This window comes from Actinomadura rugatobispora, assembly GCF_042656285.1.
GTDB classification, from domain to species: domain Bacteria; phylum Actinomycetota; class Actinomycetes; order Streptosporangiales; family Streptosporangiaceae; genus Spirillospora; species Spirillospora rugatobispora.
The window spans coordinates 37667-61626 of sequence record NZ_JBHSON010000060.1; the positions used below are offsets into that span (position 1 = coordinate 37667).

The 23960-nt window shown below is 73.0% G+C and carries 26 protein-coding genes; 21 read left to right on the forward strand and 5 right to left on the reverse strand.

The genetic code is table 11. The features are described 5' to 3' along the window. The first annotated feature begins 4 nt into the window (after positions 1 to 4). The 14 genes from ACFPZN_RS35230 to ACFPZN_RS35295 all read left to right on the forward strand — a co-directional run bounded on the left by ACFPZN_RS35230 (position 5) and on the right by ACFPZN_RS35295 (position 13848). Positions 5 to 631 carry a TetR/AcrR family transcriptional regulator gene (locus tag ACFPZN_RS35230; protein WP_378286740.1) on the forward strand — a complete coding sequence of 209 codons (627 nt, stop codon included), beginning with the start codon at positions 5 to 7 and terminating at the stop codon, positions 629 to 631. A 31-nt stretch (positions 632 to 662) separates the two neighbouring features. Next, positions 663 to 1817: an acetyl-CoA C-acetyltransferase gene (locus tag ACFPZN_RS35235; protein ID WP_378286742.1), complete on the forward strand. Its 1155-nt coding sequence runs from the start codon at positions 663 to 665 to the stop codon at positions 1815 to 1817. A gap of 7 nt (positions 1818 to 1824) precedes the next feature. Continuing rightward, a complete protein-coding gene (locus tag ACFPZN_RS35240; protein ID WP_378286744.1) occupies positions 1825 to 2988 on the forward strand; it encodes an NADH:flavin oxidoreductase in 1164 nt (387 codons plus the stop codon). 42 nt (positions 2989 to 3030) lie between these two features. Further along, positions 3031 to 4194: a CoA transferase gene (locus ACFPZN_RS35245; protein WP_378286746.1), complete on the forward strand. Its 1164-nt coding sequence runs from the start codon at positions 3031 to 3033 to the stop codon at positions 4192 to 4194. Continuing rightward, complete coding sequence (locus tag ACFPZN_RS35250; protein WP_378286748.1) at positions 4191 to 5018, forward strand: HTD2 family dehydratase; 828 nt, start codon at positions 4191 to 4193, stop codon at positions 5016 to 5018. The genes ACFPZN_RS35245 and ACFPZN_RS35250 overlap by 4 nt, the downstream gene beginning before the upstream one ends. Positions 5019 to 5082: 64 nt before the next feature. After that, positions 5083 to 5796: a GntR family transcriptional regulator gene (locus ACFPZN_RS35255; protein WP_378286750.1), complete on the forward strand. Its 714-nt coding sequence runs from the start codon at positions 5083 to 5085 to the stop codon at positions 5794 to 5796. An 87-nt stretch (positions 5797 to 5883) separates the two neighbouring features. Beyond that, positions 5884 to 6660 carry an enoyl-CoA hydratase/isomerase family protein gene (locus ACFPZN_RS35260; RefSeq protein ID WP_378286752.1) on the forward strand — a complete coding sequence of 259 codons (777 nt, stop codon included), beginning with the start codon at positions 5884 to 5886 and terminating at the stop codon, positions 6658 to 6660. 66 nt (positions 6661 to 6726) lie between these two features. Next, on the forward strand, positions 6727 to 7908 hold the full coding sequence (locus ACFPZN_RS35265; protein WP_378286754.1) for an acyl-CoA dehydrogenase family protein: 1182 nt from the start codon (positions 6727 to 6729) through the stop codon (positions 7906 to 7908). An 11-nt stretch (positions 7909 to 7919) separates the two neighbouring features. Beyond that, positions 7920 to 9104 (forward strand): CaiB/BaiF CoA transferase family protein, encoded by a 1185-nt coding sequence (locus ACFPZN_RS35270; protein WP_378286755.1) that lies wholly within the window; start codon positions 7920 to 7922, stop codon positions 9102 to 9104. A gap of 134 nt (positions 9105 to 9238) precedes the next feature. Next, positions 9239 to 10129 (forward strand): oxygenase MpaB family protein, encoded by an 891-nt coding sequence (locus tag ACFPZN_RS35275; RefSeq protein WP_378286757.1) that lies wholly within the window; start codon positions 9239 to 9241, stop codon positions 10127 to 10129. Positions 10130 to 10152: 23 nt separating this feature from the next. Continuing rightward, positions 10153 to 11016, forward strand: coding sequence for a helix-turn-helix transcriptional regulator (locus ACFPZN_RS35280; RefSeq protein ID WP_378286759.1), 864 nt, complete (start codon positions 10153 to 10155; stop codon positions 11014 to 11016). Positions 11017 to 11122: 106 nt separating this feature from the next. Then, on the forward strand, positions 11123 to 12142 hold the full coding sequence (locus tag ACFPZN_RS35285; RefSeq protein WP_378286791.1) for an aldo/keto reductase: 1020 nt from the start codon (positions 11123 to 11125) through the stop codon (positions 12140 to 12142). Continuing rightward, positions 12142 to 13116: a quinone oxidoreductase family protein gene (locus tag ACFPZN_RS35290; RefSeq protein WP_378286760.1), complete on the forward strand. Its 975-nt coding sequence runs from the start codon at positions 12142 to 12144 to the stop codon at positions 13114 to 13116. The genes ACFPZN_RS35285 and ACFPZN_RS35290 overlap by 1 nt, the downstream gene beginning before the upstream one ends. 78 nt (positions 13117 to 13194) lie before the next feature. Continuing rightward, positions 13195 to 13848: an SDR family NAD(P)-dependent oxidoreductase gene (locus tag ACFPZN_RS35295; protein WP_378286761.1), complete on the forward strand. Its 654-nt coding sequence runs from the start codon at positions 13195 to 13197 to the stop codon at positions 13846 to 13848. Here ACFPZN_RS35295 and ACFPZN_RS35300 read toward each other — a convergent pair. From ACFPZN_RS35300 to ACFPZN_RS35315, 4 genes are read right to left on the reverse strand one after another with little or no spacing between them, the layout of a single operon-like run. Further along, complete coding sequence (locus tag ACFPZN_RS35300) at positions 13845 to 14909, reverse strand: NAD(P)H-dependent flavin oxidoreductase (RefSeq protein WP_378286762.1); 1065 nt, start codon at positions 14907 to 14909, stop codon at positions 13845 to 13847. The genes ACFPZN_RS35295 and ACFPZN_RS35300 overlap by 4 nt on opposite strands. After that, positions 14906 to 15646 (reverse strand): CoA-transferase subunit beta, encoded by a 741-nt coding sequence (locus tag ACFPZN_RS35305; RefSeq protein ID WP_378286763.1) that lies wholly within the window; start codon positions 15644 to 15646, stop codon positions 14906 to 14908. The genes ACFPZN_RS35300 and ACFPZN_RS35305 overlap by 4 nt, the downstream gene beginning before the upstream one ends. After that, the gene (locus ACFPZN_RS35310; protein WP_378286792.1) at positions 15643 to 16518 is read right to left on the reverse strand and encodes a CoA transferase subunit A; all 876 of its coding nucleotides are present in this window, start codon (positions 16516 to 16518) and stop codon (positions 15643 to 15645) included. The genes ACFPZN_RS35305 and ACFPZN_RS35310 overlap by 4 nt, the downstream gene beginning before the upstream one ends. An 11-nt stretch (positions 16519 to 16529) precedes the next feature. Beyond that, positions 16530 to 17288: an enoyl-CoA hydratase family protein gene (locus ACFPZN_RS35315; RefSeq protein ID WP_378286764.1), complete on the reverse strand. Its 759-nt coding sequence runs from the start codon at positions 17286 to 17288 to the stop codon at positions 16530 to 16532. Between the two features lie 67 nt (positions 17289 to 17355). Here ACFPZN_RS35315 and ACFPZN_RS35320 point away from each other — a divergent pair, with 67 nt between their 5' ends. The 7 genes from ACFPZN_RS35320 (at position 17356) to ACFPZN_RS35350 (ending at position 22462) form a co-directional block, all read left to right on the forward strand. After that, positions 17356 to 18123, forward strand: a complete 768-nt coding sequence (locus ACFPZN_RS35320) for an SDR family oxidoreductase (protein WP_378286765.1) — start codon at positions 17356 to 17358, stop codon at positions 18121 to 18123. After that, positions 18120 to 19028, forward strand: coding sequence for an SDR family oxidoreductase (locus ACFPZN_RS35325; RefSeq protein WP_378286766.1), 909 nt, complete (start codon positions 18120 to 18122; stop codon positions 19026 to 19028). The genes ACFPZN_RS35320 and ACFPZN_RS35325 overlap by 4 nt, the downstream gene beginning before the upstream one ends. Positions 19029 to 19102: 74 nt before the next feature. Further along, positions 19103 to 19942, forward strand: a complete 840-nt coding sequence (locus ACFPZN_RS35330; RefSeq protein WP_378286767.1) for an NAD(P)H-binding protein — start codon at positions 19103 to 19105, stop codon at positions 19940 to 19942. 48 nt (positions 19943 to 19990) lie between these two features. After that, on the forward strand, positions 19991 to 21103 hold the full coding sequence (locus ACFPZN_RS35335; RefSeq protein WP_378286768.1) for a hypothetical protein: 1113 nt from the start codon (positions 19991 to 19993) through the stop codon (positions 21101 to 21103). A gap of 152 nt (positions 21104 to 21255) precedes the next feature. Further along, complete coding sequence (locus tag ACFPZN_RS35340) at positions 21256 to 22062, forward strand: helix-turn-helix domain-containing protein (RefSeq protein WP_378286769.1); 807 nt, start codon at positions 21256 to 21258, stop codon at positions 22060 to 22062. Continuing rightward, positions 22059 to 22247 (forward strand): DUF397 domain-containing protein, encoded by a 189-nt coding sequence (locus ACFPZN_RS35345; protein WP_378286770.1) that lies wholly within the window; start codon positions 22059 to 22061, stop codon positions 22245 to 22247. Before ACFPZN_RS35340 ends, ACFPZN_RS35345 begins: the two co-directional genes overlap by 4 nt. After that, on the forward strand, positions 22244 to 22462 hold the full coding sequence (locus ACFPZN_RS35350; RefSeq protein WP_378286771.1) for a DUF397 domain-containing protein: 219 nt from the start codon (positions 22244 to 22246) through the stop codon (positions 22460 to 22462). The genes ACFPZN_RS35345 and ACFPZN_RS35350 overlap by 4 nt, the downstream gene beginning before the upstream one ends. On the opposite strand, the gene ACFPZN_RS35355 is transcribed toward ACFPZN_RS35350, so the two are convergent. Continuing rightward, positions 22416 to 23888 carry a serine/threonine-protein kinase gene (locus tag ACFPZN_RS35355; RefSeq protein ID WP_378286772.1) on the reverse strand — a complete coding sequence of 491 codons (1473 nt, stop codon included), beginning with the start codon at positions 23886 to 23888 and terminating at the stop codon, positions 22416 to 22418. The two genes, ACFPZN_RS35350 and ACFPZN_RS35355, sit on opposite strands and share 47 nt — an antisense overlap. Positions 23889 to 23960: the final 72 nt, after the last annotated feature.

The window sequence follows — 23960 nt, forward strand, 5'->3', positions numbered from 1 at the left end:
CCACATGAGTCCACGCCGGCGTGACACCGAGGGCACCGCCGCCGCGCGCGCGGAGCGGCGGGCCGAACTGCTCGCCACGGCGGCGGAGGTGTTCGCCTCCCAGGGGTACGCCGCGACCACGATCCGGAAGGTGGCCGACGCCGCCGGGATCCTGGGCGGCAGCCTCTACTACCACTTCGACTCCAAGGAGTCGATGGCCGACGAGATCCTGTCCACGTTCCTGGACGAGATGTGGGCCGCCTACGACCGCGTCCTGCAGGCCGGTCTGGGCGCGCGGGAGACGATGGAGGCCATCGTCGTGGAGTCGTTCCGCTGCATCGACCGGCACCGCCCGGCCGTGGTGATCTACCAGAACGAGTCCAAGCACCTGGCGGCCGGCGAGCGCTTCGCCTACCTGCTCGACTCGCACCGCCGCTTCGAGTCGATGTGGACGGCCCTGCTCGAACGCGGGGTCGCCGAGGGCGCCTTCCGCGCCGACCTCGACCGGGGCCTGATCTACCGGTTCGTCCGGGACACGGTGTGGGTGGCCGCCGGCTGGTACAGGACGGGCGGGCGGCTGTCCGCCGACGACATCGCCAAGCAGTACCTCGCCATGGTCCTGGAGGGCATCCAGGTGACCGAGGCGACCTAGCAGTTCACCCCCCCCTGCGAAGGAGACCCCCATGCCCGAGGCGTTCATTGTCGAGGCGGTCCGCGCGCCGGTAGGGCGCCGCGGCGGCTCCCTGGCCGCGGTGCATCCCGCGGATCTGGGCGCGCACGTGCTGACGGCGCTCATGGACCGCTCGCAGGCCGACCCGGCCGCGGTCGAGGACGTGCTCTTCGGCTGCGTCGACACGGTCGGCCCGCAGGCGGGCGACATCGCCCGCACCTGCTGGCTGGCCGCGGGCCTGCCGGAGGAGGTCCCGGGCGTGACCGTGGACCGGCAGTGCGGCTCGTCCCAGCAGGCGGTGCACTTCGCCGCGCAGGCGGTGCTGTCGGGCACCTCCGACCTGGTGGTGGCGGGCGGCGTGCAGAACATGTCGCAGGTCCCGATCGGGTACGCGATGACCGCCGCCGAGCCGCTGGGCTTCACCGACGGGCCGTTCGCCGGGTCGGCGGGCTGGACGCGGCGGTACGGCGACCGGGAGGTGTCGCAGTATGCCGGCGCGGAGATGATCGCCCGCGACTGGGACATCTCGCGGGAGGAGATGGAGGAGTTCGCCTACGACTCGCACCGGAAGGCGATCCGCGCCATCGACGAGGGCCGGTTCGTCCGCGAGATCGCCCCGTACGGGGACGCGGCCGCCGACGAGGGGCCGCGCCGCGACACCACCCTGGAGAAGATGGCGGGCCTCAGGACCCTGGTCGAGGGCGGCCGGCTGACCGCCGCGCTGTCCTCGCAGATCTCCGACGGCTCCGCGGCGCTGCTGATCGCCTCCGAGCGGGCTGTCCGCGACCACGGGTTCACGCCGCGGGCCCGGATCCACCACTTGTCCGCGCGCGGCGAGGACCCGATCCGGATGCTGACGGCGCCGATCCCGGCGACCGCGCACGCGCTGAAGAAGACCGGGATGACGATCGGCGACATCGACGCCGTCGAGATCAACGAGGCGTTCGCGTCGGTCGTGCTGGCCTGGCTGAAGGAGACCGGCGCCGACCCCGGCCGGACCAACCCCAACGGCGGCGCGATCGCGCTGGGCCACCCGCTGGGCGCGACCGGCGCCCGGCTGATGACCACGCTGCTGCACGAGCTGGAGCGGACCGGCGGCCGGTACGGCCTCCAGACGATGTGCGAGGGCGGCGGCCAGGCCAACGTCACGATCATCGAACGGCTCTGACCGCGCCATGGCACCCGATGTGCTGGCGCCGGCCCGGCTGGGCCCGGTCCGGCTGCGCAACCGCGTGATCAAGGCCGCGACGTTCGAGGGCGCGACCCCCGACGCGCTGGTCACCGACGAGCTGATCGAGTACCACCGCAGGCCCGCCGCGGGCGGGGTGGGCATGACGACGGTGGCCTACTGCGCGGTGGCGCCCGAGGGGCGGACCGAGCGGCGGCAGATCTGGATGCGGCCCGAGGCGGTGCCGGGCCTGCGGCGGCTCACCGACGCGGTGCACGCCGAGGGCGCCGCCGTGTGCGCCCAGATCGGGCACGCCGGGCCGGTGGCCGACGCGAGCTCAAACCGGCTGCCCGCGCTGTCGGCGGGGCGCTTCTTCAACCCGCTCGGCATGCGCTTCACCCGTCCCGCGACCGCCGCCGACATCGAGCGGGTGACGCGGGCGCACGCCACCGCGGCCCGGCTGGCGGTCGAGTCCGGCTTCGACGCGGTCGAGATCCACTTCGGGCACAACTACCTGGCCAGCTCGTTCCTCAGCCCGCGGCTCAACGGGCGCGACGACGAGTACGGCGGGAGCCTGGCCGGCCGCGCCAGGGTCGCCCGGGGCATCGCCCGCGCCGTCCGCGACGAGGTCGGCGACGAGATCGCGATCACCGCCAAGCTCAACATGCGCGACGGCGTGCGGGGCGGGCTGGAGGTGGACGACAGCGTGCAGGTCGCGCGCTGGCTCCAGGAGGACGGGTCGGTCGACGCCCTGGAGCTGACCGCCGGAAGCTCGCTGCTCAACCCGATGTACCTGTTCCGCGGGGACGCGCCGATCCCGGAGTTCGCGGCCAACTTCCGGCAGCCGCTGCGGCTGGGCGTCCGGCTGTCGGGCAAGCGGTTCCTGCGCGCCTACCCGTACCGGGACGCCTTCCTGCTGGAGCACGCCAGGCGTTTCCGTGACGCGCTCGACCTGCCGCTGATCCTGCTGGGCGGCATCACCGGCCGGGAGACGATGGACCTGGCCATGGAGGAGGGGTTCGCGTTCGTGGCGATGGCGCGGGCGCTGCTGCGCGAGCCGGACCTGGTCGCGCGGATCGCGGCGGACGCGTCCACGCCGTCGCTGTGCATCCACTGCAACCGCTGCATGCCCACGATCTACACCGGGACCCACTGCCCGCTCGTCCCGTGACGCGCCCCTATAGTCATATGAAATATATGACAAGGGGTGAGGATGGGAGCACTGCTGGAAGGGCTGCGGGTCGTCGAGATCTCCAGCTTCGTCGCCGCCCCGCTGGGCGGCATGACGCTGGCCCAGCTCGGCGCCGACGTCGTCCGGGTCGACCCGCTCGGCGGCGCCGCCGACATCGGGCGCTGGCCGCTCGCCCCGTCGGGCACCAGCCTGATGTGGACCGGGATGAACAAGGGCAAGCGGTCGGTCACCGTCGACTTCCGCGGCCAGGAGGGCCGCGAGGTCGTCACCCGGCTGGCGTCCCGGGCGGGGATCGTGCTGACCAACGCGGTCGGGCGCCGCTGGCTGTCGTACGAGGCGCTCGCGCGGACCCGGCCCGACCTGATCCACGTGCAGATCGAGGGGCATCCCGACGGGAGCGCCGCCGTCGACTACACCGTCAACGCCGAGATCGGGTTCCCGCTGGTCACCGGCCCGTCCGAGCACGCGGCGCCGGTGAACCACGTGCTCCCCGCCTGGGACGTGGCCTGCGGGCTCTACGCCGCCACCGGGATCCTGGCCGCCGAGCGCCGCCGCTCCCGCACCGGCGAGGGCGCTCGGATCAGGCTGCCCCTGTACGACGTCGCCCTCGCCATGGCGGGCAACCTGGGCCTGCTCGCCGAGGCCCAGCTCGGCCAGGAGCGCCCCCGGATCGGCAACCACCTCTTCGGCGGCCTCGGCCGGGACTTCGCGCTCGCCGACGGCGCCCGGGTGATGGTGGTCGCCCTCACCGCGCGGCACTTCACCGACCTCTGCGAGACCACCGGCCTCACCGCGACCGTCACCGAGCTGGAGCGCCTGCTCAAGGCCGACTTCTCCACCGACGGCGACCGCTACACCCACCGCGAGACGCTCGCCGCGCTCCTGGCGCCCTGGTTCGAGGCGCGCACGCTCGCCCAGGTGACGCAGGCCCTGGAGGGCTCCTCGGTGCTGTGGGCGCCCTACCGCCGCTTCTCCGAGATCGATCTGGAGGGCAACCCGATGATGGGGCGGATCGAGCAGCCCGGCGTCGGTGAGATCTTCGCGCCGGCCTCCCCGCTCGACACCGCCGCCCCCGCGCCGCGCGAACCCGTGCCGGCTCCGCGCCTGGGCGAGCACACCGACGAGATCGTGGGCGAACTCGGCCTCGACCCGGCCGCGCTCCGCGAGAAGGGGGCGGTGGCGTGATCGACGTCGAGGGCTGGGCGCCGGAGCCGTACGAGACGACCGAGACGATCGAGCCGGGCCCCGCGCTCGCGCTGGCCGGGGTCCTGGACACCGCCCCTCCGGAACGCGACCTGCCCCCGCTGTGGCAGTGGCTCCACTTCCTGGACCGTCCCGCGCAGAGGGACCTCGGGCCCGACGGCCATCCGCTCGCCGGGCGCTTCCTGCCGCCCATCCCCGAACGCCGGCGCATGTTCGCCGGGGGCCGCTTCACCGTCCGCCGTCCGCTGCGCATCGGCTCCACCGTCACGCGCCGGTCGGAGCTGGCGTCCACGGCGCTCAAGCAGGGCCGCAGCGGCGAGATGCTCTTCGTGACCGTCCGCCACACCTTCGCCGAGCAGGGTGAGGAGCTCGCGGTCGAGGAGCAGGACCTGGTCTACCGCAGCGGGGACCCCGCGAACCGGCCCGCCCCGCCCTCGTTCGAGGAACCCGAGGCCGACGCCCCCTGGACGCTGCGGATGACGGCCGATCCGACGCTGCTCTTCCGGTTCAGCGCGCTCACCTACAACGCACACCGCATCCACTACGACGAGGCGTACGCGACGCAGGTCGAAGGGCACCCGGGCCTGGTCGTGCACGGGCCGCTGCTGGCGATCCTCTGCCTGGAGCTGCCCCGGCGCGCGGGACGGGAGGTGCGGGAGCTGTCGTTCCGGGCCCGCAGCCCCGTGTACGCGGGCCAGCCGTTCGCCGCCACCGGCTCGCCCGGCGACGGCGGAGGCGAGGGCGGAGGGGAACTGGCGATCACCGCCCCGGGCGGCGTCACCGCCATGTCCGCGACCTTCGCGTGAACACCCTGCGCCCGCTCTTCCTATATTTTGTTGGTCACATCACACAGGGAGCGCGCGGGAGACGATGACGGTGGCCCTTCCAGGTGACCAGGCGCCCGGCAGGCGCCGCCAGCTCAGCGACGAGGTGGCCGCCTACGTCCGCGATCTGATCATGGCCGGGCAGGTCAGGCACGGCGAGTTCCTGCGCCTGGAGCGGATCGCCGAGGACCTGGGCGTCAGCGTCACCCCGGTCCGCGAGGCGCTGCTGTCGCTGCGCGGCGAGGGCTTCGTCCAGCTGGAGCCGCGGCGCGGGTTCATGCCGGCCCCGCTCACCCGCCAGGACGTCCAGGACCTCTTCGAGGCCCAGGCGTACTTCGCGGGGGAGCTGGCGGCCCGCGCCGCGGGCACCATCGGCGAGGAGGAGCTGGCCGTCCTCGACCGCACCCAGGAGGAGCTGGAGCGGGCCTCCAAGACCCGCGACTCCGAGGGCATCGAGCGCGCGAACCACCACTTCCACCGGGTGGTCAACCTGTCGGCGCACTCGCCCAAGACCGCCTGGCTGCTCCAGCTGGTGGTGCGGTACGCGCCGCGCCGGTTCTACTCCAGCATCCAGGGGTGGAGCCAGGCGTCGGTCGACGACCACCAGCTGGTGCTCGCGGCGCTGCGGGCGGGCGACGCGGAGGCCGCCCGGCAGGCGATGCGCACCCACATCCGGCACGCGGGCACATTGCTGGTCGTGCACCTGGAGGGCCAGGGCTTCTGGGACGAGGGAACCGGCGGGGGCCGCCGCGAGGGCTGAGGGCCCTTGCCCCAGGGTCGCCTTCCGTTGCCCCGAGCCGGGGCCATATCGTATAAAAAATTCTGGCCCGCGACGGGGAGGAGCAGCGTGATCCGTACCGCCGACCACGACGCCGAGCAGGGGACGATCCGCGTGCTCACGCTCGACCGTCCCGAGGCGCGCAACGCGATCGACCTGCCCACCCGCGAGCGGCTGCTGACCGAGCTGACCGCCGCGGCCGCGGACGCCGCCGTGCGGGCCATCGTGCTCACCGGCGCGGGCGGTGTCTTCTCGGCCGGCGGCGATCTCCGCGACACCGAGGGCGTCGACGCCGAGGGCGCGCGGGCCCGGCTGCTGCCGCTGCACCGCGCCGTCCGGCTCATCGCGACCTGCCCCACCCCCGTGGTGGCGGCGGTGGAGGGCGCGGCCGCGGGGGCGGGGGTGTCCCTGGCGGCCGTCTGCGATCACGTGGTCGCGGCCGAGGACGCCCGGTTCGTCGCCGCGTTCGGCCGGGTCGGGCTGATCCCCGACGGCGGGCTGCTGTGGACGCTGCCACAGCGCGTCGGCCTCGGCCGGGCCAAGGAGATGCTGGTGTTCGGGCGGACCGTCCCGGCGTCGCGCGCGTACGAGATCGGGCTCGCCGACTCCCTCGCCTCGCCCGGCAAGGCCCTGGACGCCGCGCTGGAGCGGGCCGCCGAGGCCGCGGCGCTGGCGCCGCTGAGCATCGCCGCGACCAAGCGGGTGCTGTCGCGCGCCGACCACAGCCTCAAGCGCATGCTGGAGGCCGAGCGCGAGGAGCAGGCGGCGCTGTTCGGCTCGGCGGACTTCGCCGAGGGCCGGGCCGCGTTCGCCGAGCGCCGCCGCCCCCGATTCCAGGGCCGATGACCACGGCCCAGAGAACAACGACCACTGCGTGACATGACCATGGCGAGCCAGGGAGGGCGATCGATCGTGAGCGGCGGAAGGCTGCAGCAGACGTACGGGCTGAGCGACGAGCAGCGGGAGATCCTGGCGACGGTGCGGGCGTTCGTCGACAAGGAGATCCTGCCCGTCGCCACGGAACTGGAGCACGCCGACGCCTACCCGCAGCGGATCGTGGACGGCATGGCGGAGCTGGGCCTGTTCGGGTTGATGATCGGCGAGGAGCACGGCGGGCTCGGCGAGTCGCTGCTGACCTACGCGCTGGTGGTGGAGGAGCTGTCGCGCGGCTGGATGAGCGTGTCGGGGATCGTCAACACCCACTTCATCGTGGCCTGGATGATCACCCAGCACGGTACGCCCGAGCAGAAGGCGCACTACCTGCCGAAGATGGCGGCGGGCGAGATCCGCGGCGCGTTCTCGATGTCGGAGCCGCACTGCGGGTCGGACGTGTCGGCGATCCGCACCCGGGCGGTGCCGGAGGGCGACTCCTACGTGATCACCGGGCAGAAGATGTGGCTGACCAACGGCGGCACGTCCCACCTGGTCGCGACGCTGGTGCGGACCGACCCGGACGGCGGGCACAAGGGGATGACCACCTTCCTGGTCGACAAGACACCGGGCTTCGGTGAGGTCGCGCCGGGCCTGACGATCCCCGGCAAGATCGAGAAGATGGGGTACAAGGGCGTCGACACGACCGAGATGGTGTTCGACGGCCACCGGGTCCCGGCCGGGCAGATCCTGGGCGGCACGCCGGGCCGCGGTTTCTACCACATGATGGACGGCGTCGAGGTGGGCCGGGTGAACGTGGCCGCGCGCGGCTGCGGGGTGGCGCGGCGCGCCTACGAGCTGGCCCTGGACTACTCCCGGCAGCGCGAGACGTTCGGCAAGCCGATCTCCGAGCACCAGGCGGTCATGTTCCGGCTGGCGGAGATGGCGACCAAGGTGGAGGCCGCGCACCAGATGATGGTGATGGCCGCGCGCCGCAAGGACTCGGGCGAGCGCAACGACCTCGAGGCCGGGATGGCCAAGTACCTGGCCAGCGAGTACTGCAAGGAGGTCGTGGAGGACTCCTTCCGGATCCACGGCGGCTACGCCTACTCCAAGGAGTACGAGATCGAGCGGCTCTACCGGGAGGCGCCGATGCTGCTGATCGGCGAGGGCACCGCGGACATCCAGAAGATGATCATCGGCCGCCGGCTGCTGGAAGGCTGAGGGACCAGGTCGTGCTTCCCCTCGAAGGCATCACCGTCGTCGCGCTGGAGCAGGCGGTGGCGGCGCCGTTCGCCACCCGCCAGCTCGCCGACCTGGGCGCGCGCGTCATCAAGGTGGAGCGGGTGGACGGCGGCGACTTCGCCCGCGCCTACGACTCGAACGTGCGGGGCGGGCTGGGCACGCACTTCGCCTGGCTCAACCGGTCCAAGGAGTCGATCGCCCTCGACCTCAAGAGCGCGGAGGGCCGCGAGGTGCTGGCGCGGCTCATCGAGGGCGCCGACGTCTTCCTGCAGAACCTCGCCCCCGGCGCGGCGGCGCGGATGGGCCTGTCGGCGGGCGAGCTGCGCGCCGGGCGTCCCCGGCTGATCGTGGTCGACATGTCCGGGTACGGCTCGCGCGGCCCGTACCGCGACAAGCGCGCCTACGACATGCTCGTGCAGGCCGAGGCGGGCCTGATCTCGGTCACCGGCACCCCCGAGACGCCGGTCAAGGCGGGTTCGCCGCTGGCCGACATCGCCGCCGGCATGTACGCCTTCTCCGGCACGCTGGCCGCGCTGGTGCGGCGCGGCACGACGGGGGAGGGGGCGGCGATCGAGGTGTCGATGTTCGACGCGGTCGCCGAGTGGATGGGCCAGGCGCTCTACACCACGATGTACACCGGGGAGCCGCCGCGGCGGACCACGCTGGGGCATCCGGTGATCACGCCGTACGACGCGTACCCGACGGCCGACGGCGCGGACGTGGTCATCGGCGTGCAGAACGACCGCGGCTGGGCGGCGCTGGCGACCGGCGTGCTGGACCGTCCCGACCTGGTGACCGACCCGGACTACGCGACCAACCAGGCCCGGGTCCGCAACCGCGGGAAGGTGGACGCGCTGGTCGCCGAGACCACCTCGCGGATGCCGCGCGAGGAGCTGCTGCGCCGCCTGGACGAGGCGGGGGTGCCCAGCGCCACGCTGAACGACGGCCACGGACTGGTCGCGCATCCGCAGCTGGCCGAGCGCGACCGCTGGCGGGAGGTGGGGTCGCCGGTCGGGGACCTGCGGGCGATCCTGCCGCCGATCACGTTCGGGGACGCCGAGGCGCGGATGGGCCCGATCCCCGAGCTGGGGGAGCACACCGGGGCGCTGCTGGCCGAGCTGGGCTACGACGAGGCGGCGATCGCGCGGCTGCGGGAGCGGGGCGCGGCCGGCTGAGACGGCGGGGTGAGACGCGGGGCTGAGACGGGGGCTGGACGGTGGCCCAGATCACGTTGCAAGTGACCACTTACAGGTGTCACGGTGGGCGTGCCGGTTCGCCTTCCGTGACGCCTTCCCGAGAGTGAGGTCACATGACCGCCGGAGCAGCCGATCGTCTCGACCTCCCAGGCGGGCGACCGCTGCCCGCCGACGAGAGCGCGGGAGCCGCCGGCGACACCCCGTACGTCGTCCGCAACGCGCTGCACTGGTTCGCGCTCAGCGCCGCGTCGGCCAACGTCGTCATGCAGCTGTCGCGGCTCCCGGTCGGCCGGGGCGTCGCCGAGAGCAAGGTCGAGAGCGGCCGCATCGACAAGCACCCGATCAAGCGGGGGCGCACCACGCTCAGCTACGTCGCCGTCGCCTGGCACGGCACCGACGAGGAGCGGGAGTGGATGCGCAAGGAGGTCAACCGGTCGCACCGGTTCGTCCGCTCCGACGCCTCCAGCCCCGTCAAGTACAACGCCTTCGACCGCGAGCTGCAGCTGTGGGTCGCCGCCTGCCTGTACAAGGGCACCGAGGACGTCCTCCAGGCGCTGTACGGGCCGCTCGGTGACAAGGCGCTGGACGACCTCTACACGCACGCCGCCCGCTTCGGCACCACCCTGCAGGTGCCCGCGGACCTGTGGCCCGCCGACCGGGAGGCGTTCGCCGAGTACTGGAAGGAGGAGCTCGGCAAGCTGGAGATGGACCGGGTGACCCGCGCCTACCTGCAGGCGCTGACCGACCTGTCGTTCCTGCCCGCCCCGGCGCGGTGGACGCTCGGCCGGTTCAGCCGCTTCGTCACCCTGGGCTTCCTGCCGCCCGAGTTCCGGGAGGAACTGGGCCTGCCGTGGAGCGAGCGCGACCAGGCGCGGTTCGCGCACTTCACGCGCCGGGCGGCCCGGATCAACCGGGTCATGCCGCGGCGGATGCGGGCCTTCCCGTGGAACCTGTACCTGCGCGACGCGCGCCGCCGCCTCGACACGGGCCGCCCCTTCGTCTGACGGCCCGGGGTTATCGTGGCGGCATGACCAGCGAGATCCACTCCGCCTCCGCCGCCGGACGCCGCCGCGACGAGTTGCGCGACTTCCTGCGCAACCGCCGCGGCCGGCTGAGCCCCGCCGACGTCGGCATGCCCTCCGCGGGCCGCCGCCGCACGCCCGGCCTGCGGCGCGAGGAGGTCGCGGTGCTCGCCGGCGTGGGGGTGTCCTGGTACACGTGGCTGGAGCAGGGCCGCGACATCAAGGTCTCCGGGAGCGTCCTGGACGCCGTCGCCCGCGCCCTGCACCTGGACGGGGCCGAGCGCGAGCACCTCTACCTGCTGGCCGGGCTCAACCCGCCGCGCGCCGAGGCCGAGCCCGCCGTCCCCGTCACGCCCGAACTGCAGCGCGTGCTGGACGCCTGGGCGCCGCGTCCCGGCTACGTCCGCGACCGGCGCTGGAACTTCATCGCGATCAACGCCGCGGCCCGCGCGGTGTTCGGGTACGGCGACACCGACCACAACTGCCTGGTGACGTTCTTCACCAGCGCCCGCTACCGCGCCCTGCACACGCAGTGGGAGCAGGCGGCGCCCGGCGTGGTCGCCCGGTTCCGCGCCGACGTGGCCCGCTACCCCGACGACGAGGGGTTCACCGACCTGATCGAGGGCATGCTGGTCGCCAGCCCCGAGTTCGCCGCGCTGTGGGCGCGGCACGACGTGTCGTCCGGCGGCCAGGCGATCAAGGCGGTGCGGCACCCGGACGTGGGCGAGCTGGTCTTCGAGTCGACGGTGCTGCCGCTGCCCGACCGTCCCGGGCACCACCTCGTCCTGCACAACCCCAAGCCGGGCGGCGACACCGAGTCCAGGCTGGAGCGGCTCATGAGCGGACCCCGCCTGGCCGAGACCGGATGATCCCGAGGGTGGTGGTGGCAGACCCACGATAAGCCGACTCTGTCGGACGCCGCCGGGGCCGTCCAGGATCGTGGGCATGACGGACGAGACCACGAAGAACGGCCCCATCCCCACCCGCGCGTTCGCCGGTGCCCCGGTCGGCGCGGTGGGCCTGGGCCTGATGGGCATGAGCTGGGCCTACAGCTCCTCCGAACGCGACGACGACGCCTCGGTCGCGCTGATCCGCGAGGCCCTCGACCTGGGCGTCACGTTCCTGGACACCGCCCAGCAGTACGGCCAGGGCCACAACGAGAGCCTGCTCGGCCGGGCGCTGGCCGGAGGGTTCCGGGACCGGGCCTTCGTCGCCACCAAGACCGGCCTGGTCGCCGCCCCGGGCCGTCCGAACGGGATGGGCCGCGACGGCACGCCCGAGCACGTCAAGGGCTCCGCCGAGGAGAGCCTGCGGCGCCTGGGCACCGACACCGCCGACCTGTACTACCTGCACCGCGTCGACCCGGAGGTCCCGCTGGCCGAGACCTGGGGCGCCATGGCCGAGCTGGTGGCCGAGGGCAAGGTCCGCCACCTGGGGCTGTCGGAGGTCACGGCGGCGCAGGCGGAGGAGGCGCACGCGATCCACCCCGTGGCCGCGATCCAGTCCGAGCTGTCGCTGTGGACGCGGGACCCGATGGGCGTCCCCGGCGGCACGGCGGGCGCGTTCTCCGGCGACCCCGACTTCGGCGAGGCGGGCGAGGGGCCCGGCGACGTGGTCGGTTGGTGCGCGGCCAACGGCGCGGCGTTCGTGCCGTTCTCTCCGCTGGGCCGCGGCTTCCTCACCGGCACCGTGACCGGCGCCGACTTCGAGGACGACGACTTCCGCGGCGGCAACCCGCGCTTCCAGGACGAGGCGCTGAAGGCCAACCTCGCGATCGTGGACGTCGTCCGGGAGGTGGCCGGCCGGCACGGCGCCACCCCCGCCCAGGTCGCGATCGCGTGGACCCTGGCGCAGGGCGACCACGTCATCCCCATCCCCGGCACCAAGAAGCGCCGCTACCTGCGCGACAACGCCGGGGCCGCCTCCCTGGAGCTGACCGCGGCCGACCTGGCCGAGCTGGACGGCCTCCCCGCCCCCGTGGGGAGCCGCTACTGATGCGCGCGATCACGATCCCCGAGTTCGGCGGGGCCGAGGTGCTGCGCCTGGACGAGCGGCCCGTCCCCGAGCCGGGCCCCGGCCAGGTCTCCATCGACGTCGAGTACGCCGGGGCCAACTTCGCCGAGATCCTCTACCGGCAGGGCATCGCGGACGTGCCGCTGCCGTTCGTGCCCGGCATCGAGGTCTCCGGGCGGGTCCGCGCCCTCGGCGCCGACGTGGACGGGCTGAGCCCCGGGCAGCCGGTCGCGGCGCTGACGGTCGTCGACAGCGGCGGGTACGCCGAGGTCGTGGTCACCTCGGCGGACCTCGTGGCCCCGATCGACGGGTTCGGCCTGTCGCCGGAGGTGGCCGCGGCGGTCCCGTCCAACAGCACGACGGCGTTCTTCGCGCTGGACCGGGTGGCGCGGATCGAGCCGGGCGAGAGCGTGCTCGTGCACGCCGCCGCCGGGGGCCTGGGCAGCCAGCTGGGCCAGGCGGCCCGCCTGCTGGGGGCCGGGCAGGTCGTCGGGACGGTCGGCGGCGCGGCCAAGACGGCGGTCGCGCGGGGCTTCGGCTACGACGAGGTGGTGCTGCGCGACGAGCTGCCCTCCCGGGTCGCCGGGCTGACCGGCGGGAAGGGCTTCGACATCGTGGTCGACATGGTCGGCGGGCCCGCGCGCCGGGCGAGCCTGGACGCCCTGGCCCCGCTCGGGCGCATGATCGTCCTGGGCAACGCCTCGGCGGCCGCGGACGTGCCGCTCTCGCCCAACGAGCTGTGGCTGTCGACCAAGACCGTCGCCGGGTTCAACCTGGGCGCCTTCACGGCCGTCCGCCCGGACGAGATCGGACGGGCGCTGCGGCGGGCGGTTGCCGCGGCGGCGTTCGGCGACCTGCACGTCAACGTGGAGGAACTGCCCCTGGAGTCGGCCGCCGAGGCGCACCGCCGGATCGAGTCGGGCGGCACGACGGGCAAGCTCGTGCTCAAGGTGTGACAGCGCTTGACCCTCACATCGGTGTGAAGCCCTAACGTCGGCCCGGACACCCAGTAGGACCAGGCGAGGAGGCCGGAGATGGCGGGTGCGGTGGTGATCGGGGCGGGGCCGGGGATCGGCCGGTCGGTGGCGCTGCGGTTCGCGCGGGAGAGGCTGCCGGTCGCGGTCGTCGCCCGGAGCGCCGCGACCGTGGAGGCGGTCGCCGCCGACATCGAGCGGGCCGGGGGCCGGGCCCTGGCGCTGACGGCCGACGTGACCGACGAGGCCGGGCTCCGGGCCGCGCTCGACGCCGCCGCGAGCGCGTTCGGCCCGCCCGAGGCCGTGGTCTACAACGCCGCCGTGATCCGGCCCGACGCGCCCGGCGAGCTGTCGGTCCGCGAGCACCAGGCCGCCTGGGCGGTCAACGTCGTCGGCGCCGTCAACGCGGCCGCGCACGTCGCGCCCGGCATGGCCGGACGCGGGCACGGCACCTACATCGTCACCGGCGGGATGCCCGAGCCCGACCCGCGCTACGTCAGCCTCTCCCTCGGCAAGGCCGGGGTGCGGGCGCTGGTCGGGCTCCTGGACGCCGAGTACGGCCCGTCCGGAGTGCACGTCGCCACGGTGACCGTGGACGGGCCCGTCGCCACCGGGACCGCGTTCGACCCGGACGACATCGCCGAGCACTACTGGCGCCTGCACGTCCAGCCGCGCGACGCGTGGCAGCGGGAGATCGTGCACACCGGCCGCTAACCCGCCAGGTGGGAGCGCTGCCCCTCGATCGCCCGCACCGCTCCGCCGACAATCGAGCCGATCAGCTCCTCGCACGTCGGCAGATCGTCGATCACCGCCACCACCTGCCCGGACGCCATCACCCCGAGGTCGGGCCGGCCGTCCACCATCGCGGCCTTCAGCAGCATCGGGGTGTTGGCGGCCATGAGCACCTGCGACCACGACAGGTCCTTGCCGTGCTTCATCGCCCGCCCGTCGGCGATCATCGCCCGCCACGACATGCCCGACAGCCTCCGGAACCGGGCCGCGTTGCGGACGGCCCGCACCAGGCCGCCCGCCCGGCCCGACCGCTCCAGCGCGTCCACCAGGTCACTGCGCAGCACCCGGTGCGGCATCCCGTCGACCTGCCGCGTCACCACCGTCTCGCGGGTGCCGAGGTAGACCTGCTTGACCTCCTCCGGCACCGAGCTGTCGGCGGTCAGCAGGAACCGGGTGCCCATCGCGACGCCCGCCGCCCCGTACGCCAGCGCCGCGGCCAGCCCGCGCCCGTCGAAGAACCCGCCCGCCGCGATCACCGGGATGTCGACCGCGTCCACGACCTGGGGCAGCAGCAGGGTGGTGGCGACCGGGCCGGTGTGCCCGCCGCCCTCGCCGCCCTGCACCAGCACGGCATCGGCGCCCCAGGCCGCGACCTTCTCGGCGTGCCGCCGGGCGCCCACCGACGGGACCACCACCACGCCGGCGTCCTTCAGCCGGGCGATCAGCTCCGCCTTGGGCGCCAGCGCGAACGAGGCGACCTTCACGCCCTCCCTGACCAGCAGGTCGATCCGCTCGCCCGCGTCGGAGGCGTCGGCCCGCAGGTTGACCCCGAACGGCTCCCCGGTCCGCTCCTTGACCTCGCGGATCGCCGCGCCCAGCTGGTCGAGCGTCATCGTCGCCGACGCCAGGATCCCCAGGCCGCCCGCGTTCGCCACCGCCGACACCAGCCGCGGCCCGGCCACCCAGCCCATCCCGGTCTGGACGACCGGATGCCGCACGCCTGCCAGGCGCGTCAGCGGGGTGTCCAGGACCGCCTCGGTCATGACGCGACCTCGCGTTCGCGCAGGCCGCGCGGGTCGAGGACGTCCCGCATGATCCGCAGTTCCTCGTCCGTGGGGAGCCGTGTCTGGGGAACCTCGTCGGGGATCGCCGGCTCGAACCCGGTCGCGGCCACGACGTCCTCCACCTCCACCCCCGGATGGACGGACCGCAGCCGCATCCTCCGGTCGGGCGTGGCGAAGTCGAGCACCGCCAGGTTCGTCACCACCGCGCGGATCTCGTACGCGCCGCGGTCCCAGCCGATGCCGCTCACGAAGTCGACCTTCTCCACGAACACGCGCGGCGAGTGCTTGGGGATCCAGTAGCTGGTGGTGTTGACACGCGTGTTGCCGGGGGCGCCGCGCATGCCGAGCAGCTGCGACCTGGGCCGCTCCCAGTCGCCGATGCAGGAGATGTTGGAGTTGCCGTACGGGTCGATCTGGCTGGCGCCCAGGATGACGTGCCGCCGCCCGTTCAGCACCAGCCACAGGTGGTCGCGGAACGGCAGCCAGCCCTCGGTTCCGGCGGCCGAGCCGTCCGCCGTCGCGCCCAGCGGGACGGGCTCGGCGGTCAGCGCCGGGCCGCCGTCGGTGGTCAGCAGCCCCGGCTCGAACGTGCTGCGCGCCAGCCGGGAGCCGAGCATCGGCACCGTCCCGCTGACCGCCGCCGCCACGATCTCGCCGTCGCCGCGGAACAGCTCGGCGCACGCCACCGCGCACACCTCCGCCCTCGTCACGCTCATGAGCGCTCCTCTCGCCAGGTCCGGACGGCGTCCTGGTAGGCGGCCTCGTCGCCGGACAGGAAGCGGTCGCGGAACGCCGCCCACTTCTCCGGATCGGTGGCCGACTCCACATAGAGGCGCTGGAACGCCTCGTCGCGGCCGTGGTCGGGCTCGCCGAGGGTGAAATGGGCGCCGTTCGGGGTCTCTGCCACGCCCGCCACGTGCGAGCGGCTGATCAGCAGCGACTGCACCGGGCCCTCCTTCAGCAGCGCGCCGGGCTCCTCCACGAGCCGCTCGCACGAGACGTAGGTGCGCCCGGCCGCCTTGGCGAACAGGTCGTCCATGTAGGGGTCGGGCCCGAGGTACTGGGCGTTGCCGCGGGCGTCCGCCCGGTTCATGTGGACGAGCGCGACGTCCATCTTCAGCGGCGGGACGGCGATGAGCTCCTGGACGTTCCCGTCCTCGTCCGGATACGGCGACCACACCGTACGCAGGCCCGGGTTGACCCTCAGGACGTCCGAGCCGAGCCCGGCCGGGGTGGGCAGGAACGGCAGTCTGTGCGCCGCCGCGTACAGGCCGAACATGAACATGCCCTCGTCGTACTCGGTGAAGGCGACCGTGCCGCGTTGCCGGGCGATCCGGAAGTGCGGCTCCAGCGGCACCGAGTCCAGCGTGACGAACGGGGCGACGACGGCGCGGACCTTGCCGTACGCGCACAGCAGCCCCACGTCGGGCCCGCCGTAGGAGACCACGGTCAGATCGGTGACGTCCGAGCGGCAGATCGCGCGGACCAGCGCCATCGGCTTGCGCCGCGAGCCCCAGCCGCCGATCCCGATCGTCATCCCGCTCTCCAGCGTTCCGGCGATCTCCTCGACGCTCATGACCTTGTCCATCGCGGTGCCGGTCACCGGCCGTCCTCCCGTCCTCGCCGGACGAACGCCTCGCGGTGCGCGTCGCCCGCGCCCACCAGGTTGAGCTCGTAGGTGAAGCCCTGCTCGTAGCGGTAGCTGCGCTTGACGTCGACCGGATCGATGCCGTTCAGCGACTCCTTGGCCCGCCGGATCACGTAGCGGTCCTTGGCGGCGATCGTCCCGGCGACCTCCAGGGCCGTGGCCAGCAGCTTCTCGGCCGCGACGACCTCCAGCACCGAGCCGTGGTGGTGCAGCTCGGCGGCGGTGACGGTGCGGCAGGTGTAGACCATCGCGCGCATCAGGTGCTGCGGGACGAGCCGCGCCAGGTGGGTGGCGGCGCCCAGCGCGCCCCGGTCGACCTCGGGCAGCCCGAAGAAGGCGTCGTCGGAGGCCACCACGATGTCGGCGTTGCCGACCAGGCCGACGCCGCCGCCCAGGCAGAAGCCGTGCACGGCGGCGACCACGGGGACCTCGCAGTCGTAGACGGCGGCGAAGGCGGCGTGGCAGCCGCGGTTGGCGCCGACCAGCGCGGTGTGGCCCTCGGTGGACTGCATCTCCTTGATGTCGACGCCCGCGTTGAAGCCGCGCCCCTCCGCGCGGAGCACGACGGCGCCGGTGGCGGGGTCGCGCCCGGCGGCGGTGACCGCGTCGGCCAGGTCGTACCAGCCCTGGACGGTCAGCGCGTTGACCGGCGGCGCGTCGACGACGATCTCGGCGACCCCGCCGGGACGGCTCGTGGTGGAGATTCCCATGCGCTACCTTTCCACCAAACATTTGTTAGAACAGAAGGTAGCAGAGCGACCTGGAGAGGGGAGCGACGTGCCGGTACCGGAACTGACGGGCAAGGTGGCGGTGGTGACCGGGGGCGTGCGCGGTGTCGGCCTCGGCATCAGCCGGGCGTTCCTGGAGGCCGGGGCGGAGGTGGTGGCCGTCGCCCGCCGCGAGCCCGACCGGCTCCCCGAGGCCGCCGGGCGCACCGCCCGCTTCGCCTCCCTGGACGTGCGGGACGCGTCCGCCGCCCGCGCCTTCGCCGAGAGCCTCGACAGGGTGGACGTCCTGGTCAACAACGCGGGCGGCACCCCGTTCCTGCCGCTGGCCGAGGGCGACCCGCGCACCCACGCCAAGATCATCGAGCTGAACCTGACCGCCCCGCTGATCATGTCCAAGGTCATGTACGAGCGGATGCCCCCGGCCGGGGGCGCGGTCATCATGATCAGCAGCGTCAGCGCCACCCGCCCCTCGCCCGGCAGCGCCGCCTACGGGGCCGCCAAGGCCGGCCTGGAGAGCATGGCCGCCTCGCTGGCCGTCGAGTGGGCCCCGCGCGTCCGGGTCAACGCCCTCAAGCTCGGCATGGTCCGCACCGAGCAGTCCCACCTGCACTACGGCGACGAGGGCGGGGTCGAGGCGATCGAGCGCACCATCCCCGTCCAGCGGATGGCCTTCCCTGACGAGGTCGGCCGCGTCTGCGCCTTCCTCGCCTCCCCCCTGGCCGCCTACATCACCGGGGCCACCCTCACCATGCACGGCGGGGGAGAGCGCCCCGCCTTCCTGGACGCCGCCACCGCGAACAAGGAGGACCCCAAGTGATCTGCAAGGACCGCGTCGTCGCCGTCACCGGATCCGGGCGCGGCCTGGGCCGCGCCCACGCGCTGAAGTTCGCCCGCCAGGGCGCCCTCGTCGTCGTCAACGACCTCGGCATCGCCCGGGACGGCACCGGCGAGGCCACCGCCAGCCCGGCCGAGGAGGTCGTCAAGGAGATCGAGGCCCTGGGCGGCCGGGCCGTCGCCAGCCCCCACGACATCGCCACCGAGGACGGCGCCGAAGGGCTGATCGCCACCGCGCTGGAGGCGTTCGGACGGCTGGACGTCCTGGTCAACAACGCCGGGTTCCTGCGCGACCGGATGCTGATCAACCTCTCCGAGGACGAGTGGGACGCCGTCATGCGCGTCCACCTCAAGGGCCACTTCCTGCCGCTCAAGCACGCCGGACGCCACTGGCGCGCCGAGAGCAAGGCCGGCCGCCCGGTCGACGCCCGCGTGATCAACACCTCCTCGGGCGCCGGGCTGCTCGGCAGCGTCGGCCAGGGCAACTACTCCGCCGCCAAGGCCGGGATCGTCGGGCTGACCCTCGTGGCCTCCGCCGAACTCGGCCGGTACGGGGTCACCGTCAACGCGATCGCGCCCTCCGCCCGCACCCGCATGACCGAGGACGTGTTCGGCGAGACCATGGCCCGCCCGGCCCAGGGCGAGTTCGACGCGATGGCCCCCGAGAACGTCTCGCCGCTGGTCGTGTGGCTCGGCTCGGCGGACTCCCGCGCCGTCACCGGCCGGATCTTCGAGACCGACGGCGGCCGGATCTGCGTGATGGACGCCTTCCGCCACGGCCCCGTGATCGACAAGGGCGCCCGCTGGGACCCCGCCGACGTCGGCGCCGCCGTCCGCGACCTCCTGGCCCAGACCCCCGAGCCCGAACCCGTCTACGGCGCCACCTGACCGGGGACGATCACGCATGCCCGCGGGACGGACGCCCATGGAGGAACGCGTCCCGCGGCGGTGGGATCGATCCCATGAACGACTCACCGATCCTCGTCATCGGCGCCCGCGGCAAGACCGGCCGCCGCGTCGCCGCCCGCCTTGAGACCCTCGGCGCCCCCGTCCGGGCCGCCTCCCGCACCACGGGAACCCGCTTCGACTGGGACGACCGCGCCACCTGGGGCCCCGCGCTGGACGGCGCCGGGGCCGTCTACCTCGTGCCGATGGCCGAGTACGTCGACATGGCCGCCGTGGCCGCCTTCGTGGGCCAGGCCGTGGACAGGGGCGTCCGGCGGCTCGTCCTGCTGTCGGCGCGCACGAAGGACGGCGACGTCGTGCACGGCCAGGAACCCGCCGAGGAGGCCGTGCGCGCCTCCGGCGCCGAATGGACGATCCTGCGGCCCGCCTGGTTCTCGCAGAACTTCAGCGAGGACTACCTCCTCCCGCCCATCCTGGCGGGCGACTTGGCGGTGCCCACCGGCGAGGGCCGCGAGGCGTTCGTGGACGCCGAGGACATCGCCGACGTCGCCGTGGCCGCCCTCACCCGCGACGGCCACGCGGGGGAGACCTACGAGCTGAGCGGCCCCGAGCCGCTGTCGTTCCGCACCGTGGCCGAGATGATCGCCGCCGCGTCCGGCCGGGAGATCCGCTACACGCCCCTGGAGAAGACCGCCTACGCCGAACTGCTCCGCTCCGGGGGATTCCCCGATGACCTGAGCGACGAGGTCGCCGACCTCATGGACACCCTCCGCCAGGGAGCGGGCGACCGGGTGGGCGACGGCGTCCGCCGCGCCCTCGGCCGCGACCCGCGCCCCTTCGCCGACTACGTCAAGGAGACGGCCGCCACAGGCGTCTGGAACCCGCCGGCGTCCTGAACGGGCGTAGCCTGCGAACAGAGATCATTTTGCAGGGAGGCGCCGGTGATGTCCGCTGAGGCGTTCCTCCGCGAACGGATGCTGGAGGCCGCCGCCGCGGCCTACCCGGAGCGTCCCCCGGTGATCGTGCGCGAGTGGACCGACCCGGTACTGCTGCACGGGCCCGAACCGGTCGGCCACCGCGCCCTGTTCCTGGTCGCCACCGGCGCGGACGACCGCCCCGCCGAACCCGTCGTCGACGCCGCCCTGAACGCCTTCGAGGCGGCGGGATGGCCCGGACACCACTGGAAGGCCCACCCCGGAGAGATCCGCGCGTCGGCCACGGGCGACGACTTCAGTGTCATGGTGTACGCGGGGCAGGGGGCCGGGATGGTGACGTTCACCGGCTGGACCCCGGTCGTGTTCACCGAACGGGATCTCCGGCAGCCCCACTTCACCGCCAGCACGGTCGGCGGCGTCGGCGTGGTGTGCGAATACTGCCACGGCTGGACCGTGTGCCTGGAATGCGAAGGCACCGCCCGCAGCCGCAGCCGCCGCGGCTACGGACGGTGCGAATGCGCCGCGGCCAACGCCGGTCCGGGCACATGCCTCGAATGCGCCGGAAAGGGCTACCGGGGCCCCGAGGACATGGCATGGAAGCGAAAGCGGTACGGGCTCGCCGATCCCGCCGAAACGATCGACGCCTTCCGGCAGCCGCCGGTCGAACACGGCCACGACTCCAACATCAGCGCCCTCACCGAGGCCGCCCACCGGACCTGCCCCTGCGGTGAATTCCGCTGGTGGTGGCGCAACATCGTGACCGAGGCGGACGATCACCTGGTCTCCCAGTACCTCGGCACCTGCCAGGGCTGCGCCGCGCAGCGTGTCCACGCGTTCGCCCTGCCCGGCCGGAGGCTCCCCGCCCTGGTCCCACCCGCCACCGCGCCACCGTGCCCGCAGTGCGCCGGAACGCCGATCCCGCTGGTCGGCGGCCTGCACTTCCCCGGAACCCCGATGATGCGCGCAGAGGAGCAGGGCCTCGTCGCGCGGCTCAGGACCAGCAGCGAGGTCCGCCCGAACGACCCCAACTGGCGGTGCACCTCCTGCGCGCACGAATGGCGGGACACCGACAAGCGGCGCCGGGAGAAGTTCATGCGCGCGCTGCACGACGACCTGTCGTGATGATCGTCCCGCCGCGGTATCGGAACCAATAACAGGGATGCGTGCGACGAAACGGTGATTTCCCGTCCTCTTCGCCCTTGACCATGGAGAAAACCCCGTTACGTTCGGTTGTCAAGGCATTACCAAGACGACCGTCGAGCCGGGAGGATCCGATGTCCGTACCCGAGACGCCCCACGAGTCCGCCGCCGCCAAGTTCGCCTACCGCCTCCGGAAACTCCGCAACGAGCGCGGCATGTCCGCCCAGCAGGTCGGCGCCGCCTGCTACATCTCGCGCGAGAGCATCACAGCCATCGAGACGCTCCGCCTCCCGCCCCGCCTGGACACCGCCCAACGCCTCGACAAACTCTTCGACCTCACCGAAATCGCCTACTTCGAGGACTGCTACCACGACATCAGCCGCGAGGTCGAACGGTCCCCGTTCCGCAAGTACACCGATCTGGAGTCCCTCGCACGCGCGATCCGCGCCTACCACCCGCTGCACATCGACGGGCTCTTCCAGACCGAGTCTTACGCGCGGTACCTGATCAGTAGCTATGAGCCGCCGGGCAAGATCGAGGAATACGTTGCGGTACGGATGAGCCGTCAGGATGTCCTTACGCGAGAGAGCCCGCCCCACGTAGTGTCCGTGTTCCGTGAGTCGGTGCTGCGTGAAGTGGTCGGCGGCCCTCAGGTGATGAAGGAGCAGCTCGCTCAGCTGCTTGAGTTGTCCGAACTGCTCAACGTGGTAATCAACGTCGTGCCAACGGGTAGGGCAGTCTTCCCGCGGGGTATGTTCGTGTTGCTCACCTACGACGAGGAGGCGGACCTCGGGTATGTGGAAACCGAAGTCGGCGGCCACATCATCGAACCAACTGACCAGGTGAACTGGCTCTCGATACAGTTCGGCCGCATCTCGGGAAACGCCCTTCCTGTCGGTGAGAGCAGGGAACTCATTAGAACGATCATGGAGGGCCTGTGAACACCACCCCCCAATGGCGCAAGTCCAGCCACAGTGCTGGTTCTGGAGAAAGCCACTGTGTCGAGCTGGTGGATCTTGCTGCCGCGATTGGTGTGCGTGACTCGAAGGACCCGGAGGGGTCGAAGTTGGTCTTGGAGCGGCGCGAGTTCGGGGAGCTCGTCCGCGCGATCAAGGCGAGCTATTGAAAAGCGCCCCCCACTGGCGCAAGTCCAGCCGCAGTGCTGGCGCGGGTGAGAGCGAGTGCGTCGAGCCGGCGGATCTTGGTTTGGGGGTCGGTGTGCGGGACTCCAGGGATCCGGACGGGCCGAGGCTGATCTTGCGGCGGGACGTGTTCGCGGACGTCGTCGCCGGGATCAGGGCGGGTCGCCTGACCGGTCAGCGGGTTCGTACATCTCGATGAGATTGGCGACCCTCGCCATGTACGCCTGGTGCTTCTCCGGTACGCCGAGCGACTCCCGGACCATCTTGGCCGAGGTGCGGTACGCGGCGGCCAGGTTGAGCGCGGGGTCGCCGGGCGCGTCGGCCAGGTCCTTGCCCCAGTAACACAGGTAGCGGCCGATCGCGGGGATCGACAGCTCTGGCGTGATCTGGGCCGGGCGCGGCTCGGGGTTGCCGAGCCCGCCCGGCTGCCAGTGCATGAGCATGCGCGGTGTCCAGCGGGCGATGCCGTACTCGTTCATGCCCGGATCGGACAGCTTCGGATCGAAGCCGCTCTCCACCTTGAGAATTGCCGCGATCAGCGCCGGGGACAGGCCCTCCACCTTGCACGACGTGCCCGCCTGGACGATCAGGGTCCGGTACTGGGCCGGTATGTCGGCGTCGGTGCGCAGCCAGCGGCCTCGCGGGTCGGTGCCCGCGTTGGCCGCGTCGGAGGCCCGTCCCTCCCCGTCCCCGTCGCCCAGGGTCGGGAAGGCCGCGACCGCCGCCACCCCTGCGGCGGCCACCGCGCTCCCGGCGGCCAGCAGGGTCCGCCGGCCTGGCCGCCGACGGCGATCGGGGGCCGCGGCGGCACCGGTCGGCGGATCGGTGTCGATCTTGCTGTTCAGGCGGTCGAGGGCCGCTGCGAACGCCGCCGCCGTCGGCCAGCGCGCGTCCCGATCATGTTCCAGGGCGCGCAGCACGACCCGGTCCACCGCCGGCGGGATCGCGGGCTCGACCTCGCTGGGCGGGCACCGTTCCTCGCCCGGCGGCTCCCCGGTCAGCAGGTGGTAGGTCAGCGCGCCCAGCCCGTAGACGTCGGACCGCTGATCTGGTGCGCCGTCGATCTGAGTCTGTTCCGGCGCCATGTAGCCGGGCGAGCCCGCGGGCAGTGTCAGGCTCGACAGCCGGTCCTCGGTGCGCGCGATGCCCAGGTCGGACAGCATGATCCGCTCGCCCGTGCCGCCCTTGGCGGAGGTTGCGCGGATCAGGACGTTGGACGGCTTGAGGTCGCGGTGCACGATGCCGCGTTCGTGCAGGTCCTGCACGCCCTGGGCGATCTCCCCGGCCAACCGCAGCGCCTCGTCCAGCGGCAGCGCCCCGGAGGCCAGGCGCTCCTCCAGGTTGCCGCGGTCGGCGTAGGTCATCACGAAGTAGGGGCGGCCGTCGTCGAGTTCGCCGATGTCGTGCACCTGGACGAGCCGGTGCGAGTCGACCCGCCGCAGCAGCCGGGCCTCCTGGACGAAGCGTTCCCGCACGTCCTCGCGCTGGGTCCAGTGTTCGGCGAGGATCTTGACGGCGACGGGGGCGTCGAGATCCTCGTCATGGCCCAGCCAGACCGCCGCGAATCCCCCCGAACCCAGCAGCCTGTCGATTCGATAGCGTCCGGCGCGGCTCGGAGTCCCCATGTTCGACCATCTTGGACGATCCGCGGCCCGTTCGCACGGCATCGCACGGCATCGCACGGCGTCGCTTTGACC

Coding starts and splice junctions, on each gene's coding strand:
- ACFPZN_RS35230 (WP_378286740.1), top strand. CDS start 5: ATGAGTCCACGCCGGCGTGACACCGAGGGCACCGCCGCCGCGCGCGCG.
- ACFPZN_RS35235 (WP_378286742.1), top strand. CDS start 663: ATGCCCGAGGCGTTCATTGTCGAGGCGGTCCGCGCGCCGGTAGGGCGC.
- ACFPZN_RS35240 (WP_378286744.1), top strand. CDS start 1,825: ATGGCACCCGATGTGCTGGCGCCGGCCCGGCTGGGCCCGGTCCGGCTG.
- ACFPZN_RS35245 (WP_378286746.1), top strand. CDS start 3,031: ATGGGAGCACTGCTGGAAGGGCTGCGGGTCGTCGAGATCTCCAGCTTC.
- ACFPZN_RS35255 (WP_378286750.1), top strand. CDS start 5,083: ATGACGGTGGCCCTTCCAGGTGACCAGGCGCCCGGCAGGCGCCGCCAG.
- ACFPZN_RS35275 (WP_378286757.1), top strand. CDS start 9,239: ATGACCGCCGGAGCAGCCGATCGTCTCGACCTCCCAGGCGGGCGACCG.
- ACFPZN_RS35280 (WP_378286759.1), top strand. CDS start 10,153: ATGACCAGCGAGATCCACTCCGCCTCCGCCGCCGGACGCCGCCGCGAC.
- ACFPZN_RS35290 (WP_378286760.1), top strand. CDS start 12,142: ATGCGCGCGATCACGATCCCCGAGTTCGGCGGGGCCGAGGTGCTGCGC.
- ACFPZN_RS35295 (WP_378286761.1), top strand. CDS start 13,195: ATGGCGGGTGCGGTGGTGATCGGGGCGGGGCCGGGGATCGGCCGGTCG.
- ACFPZN_RS35300 (WP_378286762.1), bottom strand. CDS start 14,909: ATGACCGAGGCGGTCCTGGACACCCCGCTGACGCGCCTGGCAGGCGTG.
- ACFPZN_RS35305 (WP_378286763.1), bottom strand. CDS start 15,646: ATGAGCGTGACGAGGGCGGAGGTGTGCGCGGTGGCGTGCGCCGAGCTG.
- ACFPZN_RS35310 (WP_378286792.1), bottom strand. CDS start 16,518: ATGGACAAGGTCATGAGCGTCGAGGAGATCGCCGGAACGCTGGAGAGC.
- ACFPZN_RS35315 (WP_378286764.1), bottom strand. CDS start 17,288: ATGGGAATCTCCACCACGAGCCGTCCCGGCGGGGTCGCCGAGATCGTC.
- ACFPZN_RS35330 (WP_378286767.1), top strand. CDS start 19,103: ATGAACGACTCACCGATCCTCGTCATCGGCGCCCGCGGCAAGACCGGC.
- ACFPZN_RS35335 (WP_378286768.1), top strand. CDS start 19,991: ATGTCCGCTGAGGCGTTCCTCCGCGAACGGATGCTGGAGGCCGCCGCC.
- ACFPZN_RS35340 (WP_378286769.1), top strand. CDS start 21,256: ATGTCCGTACCCGAGACGCCCCACGAGTCCGCCGCCGCCAAGTTCGCC.
- ACFPZN_RS35355 (WP_378286772.1), bottom strand. CDS start 23,888: ATGGGGACTCCGAGCCGCGCCGGACGCTATCGAATCGACAGGCTGCTG.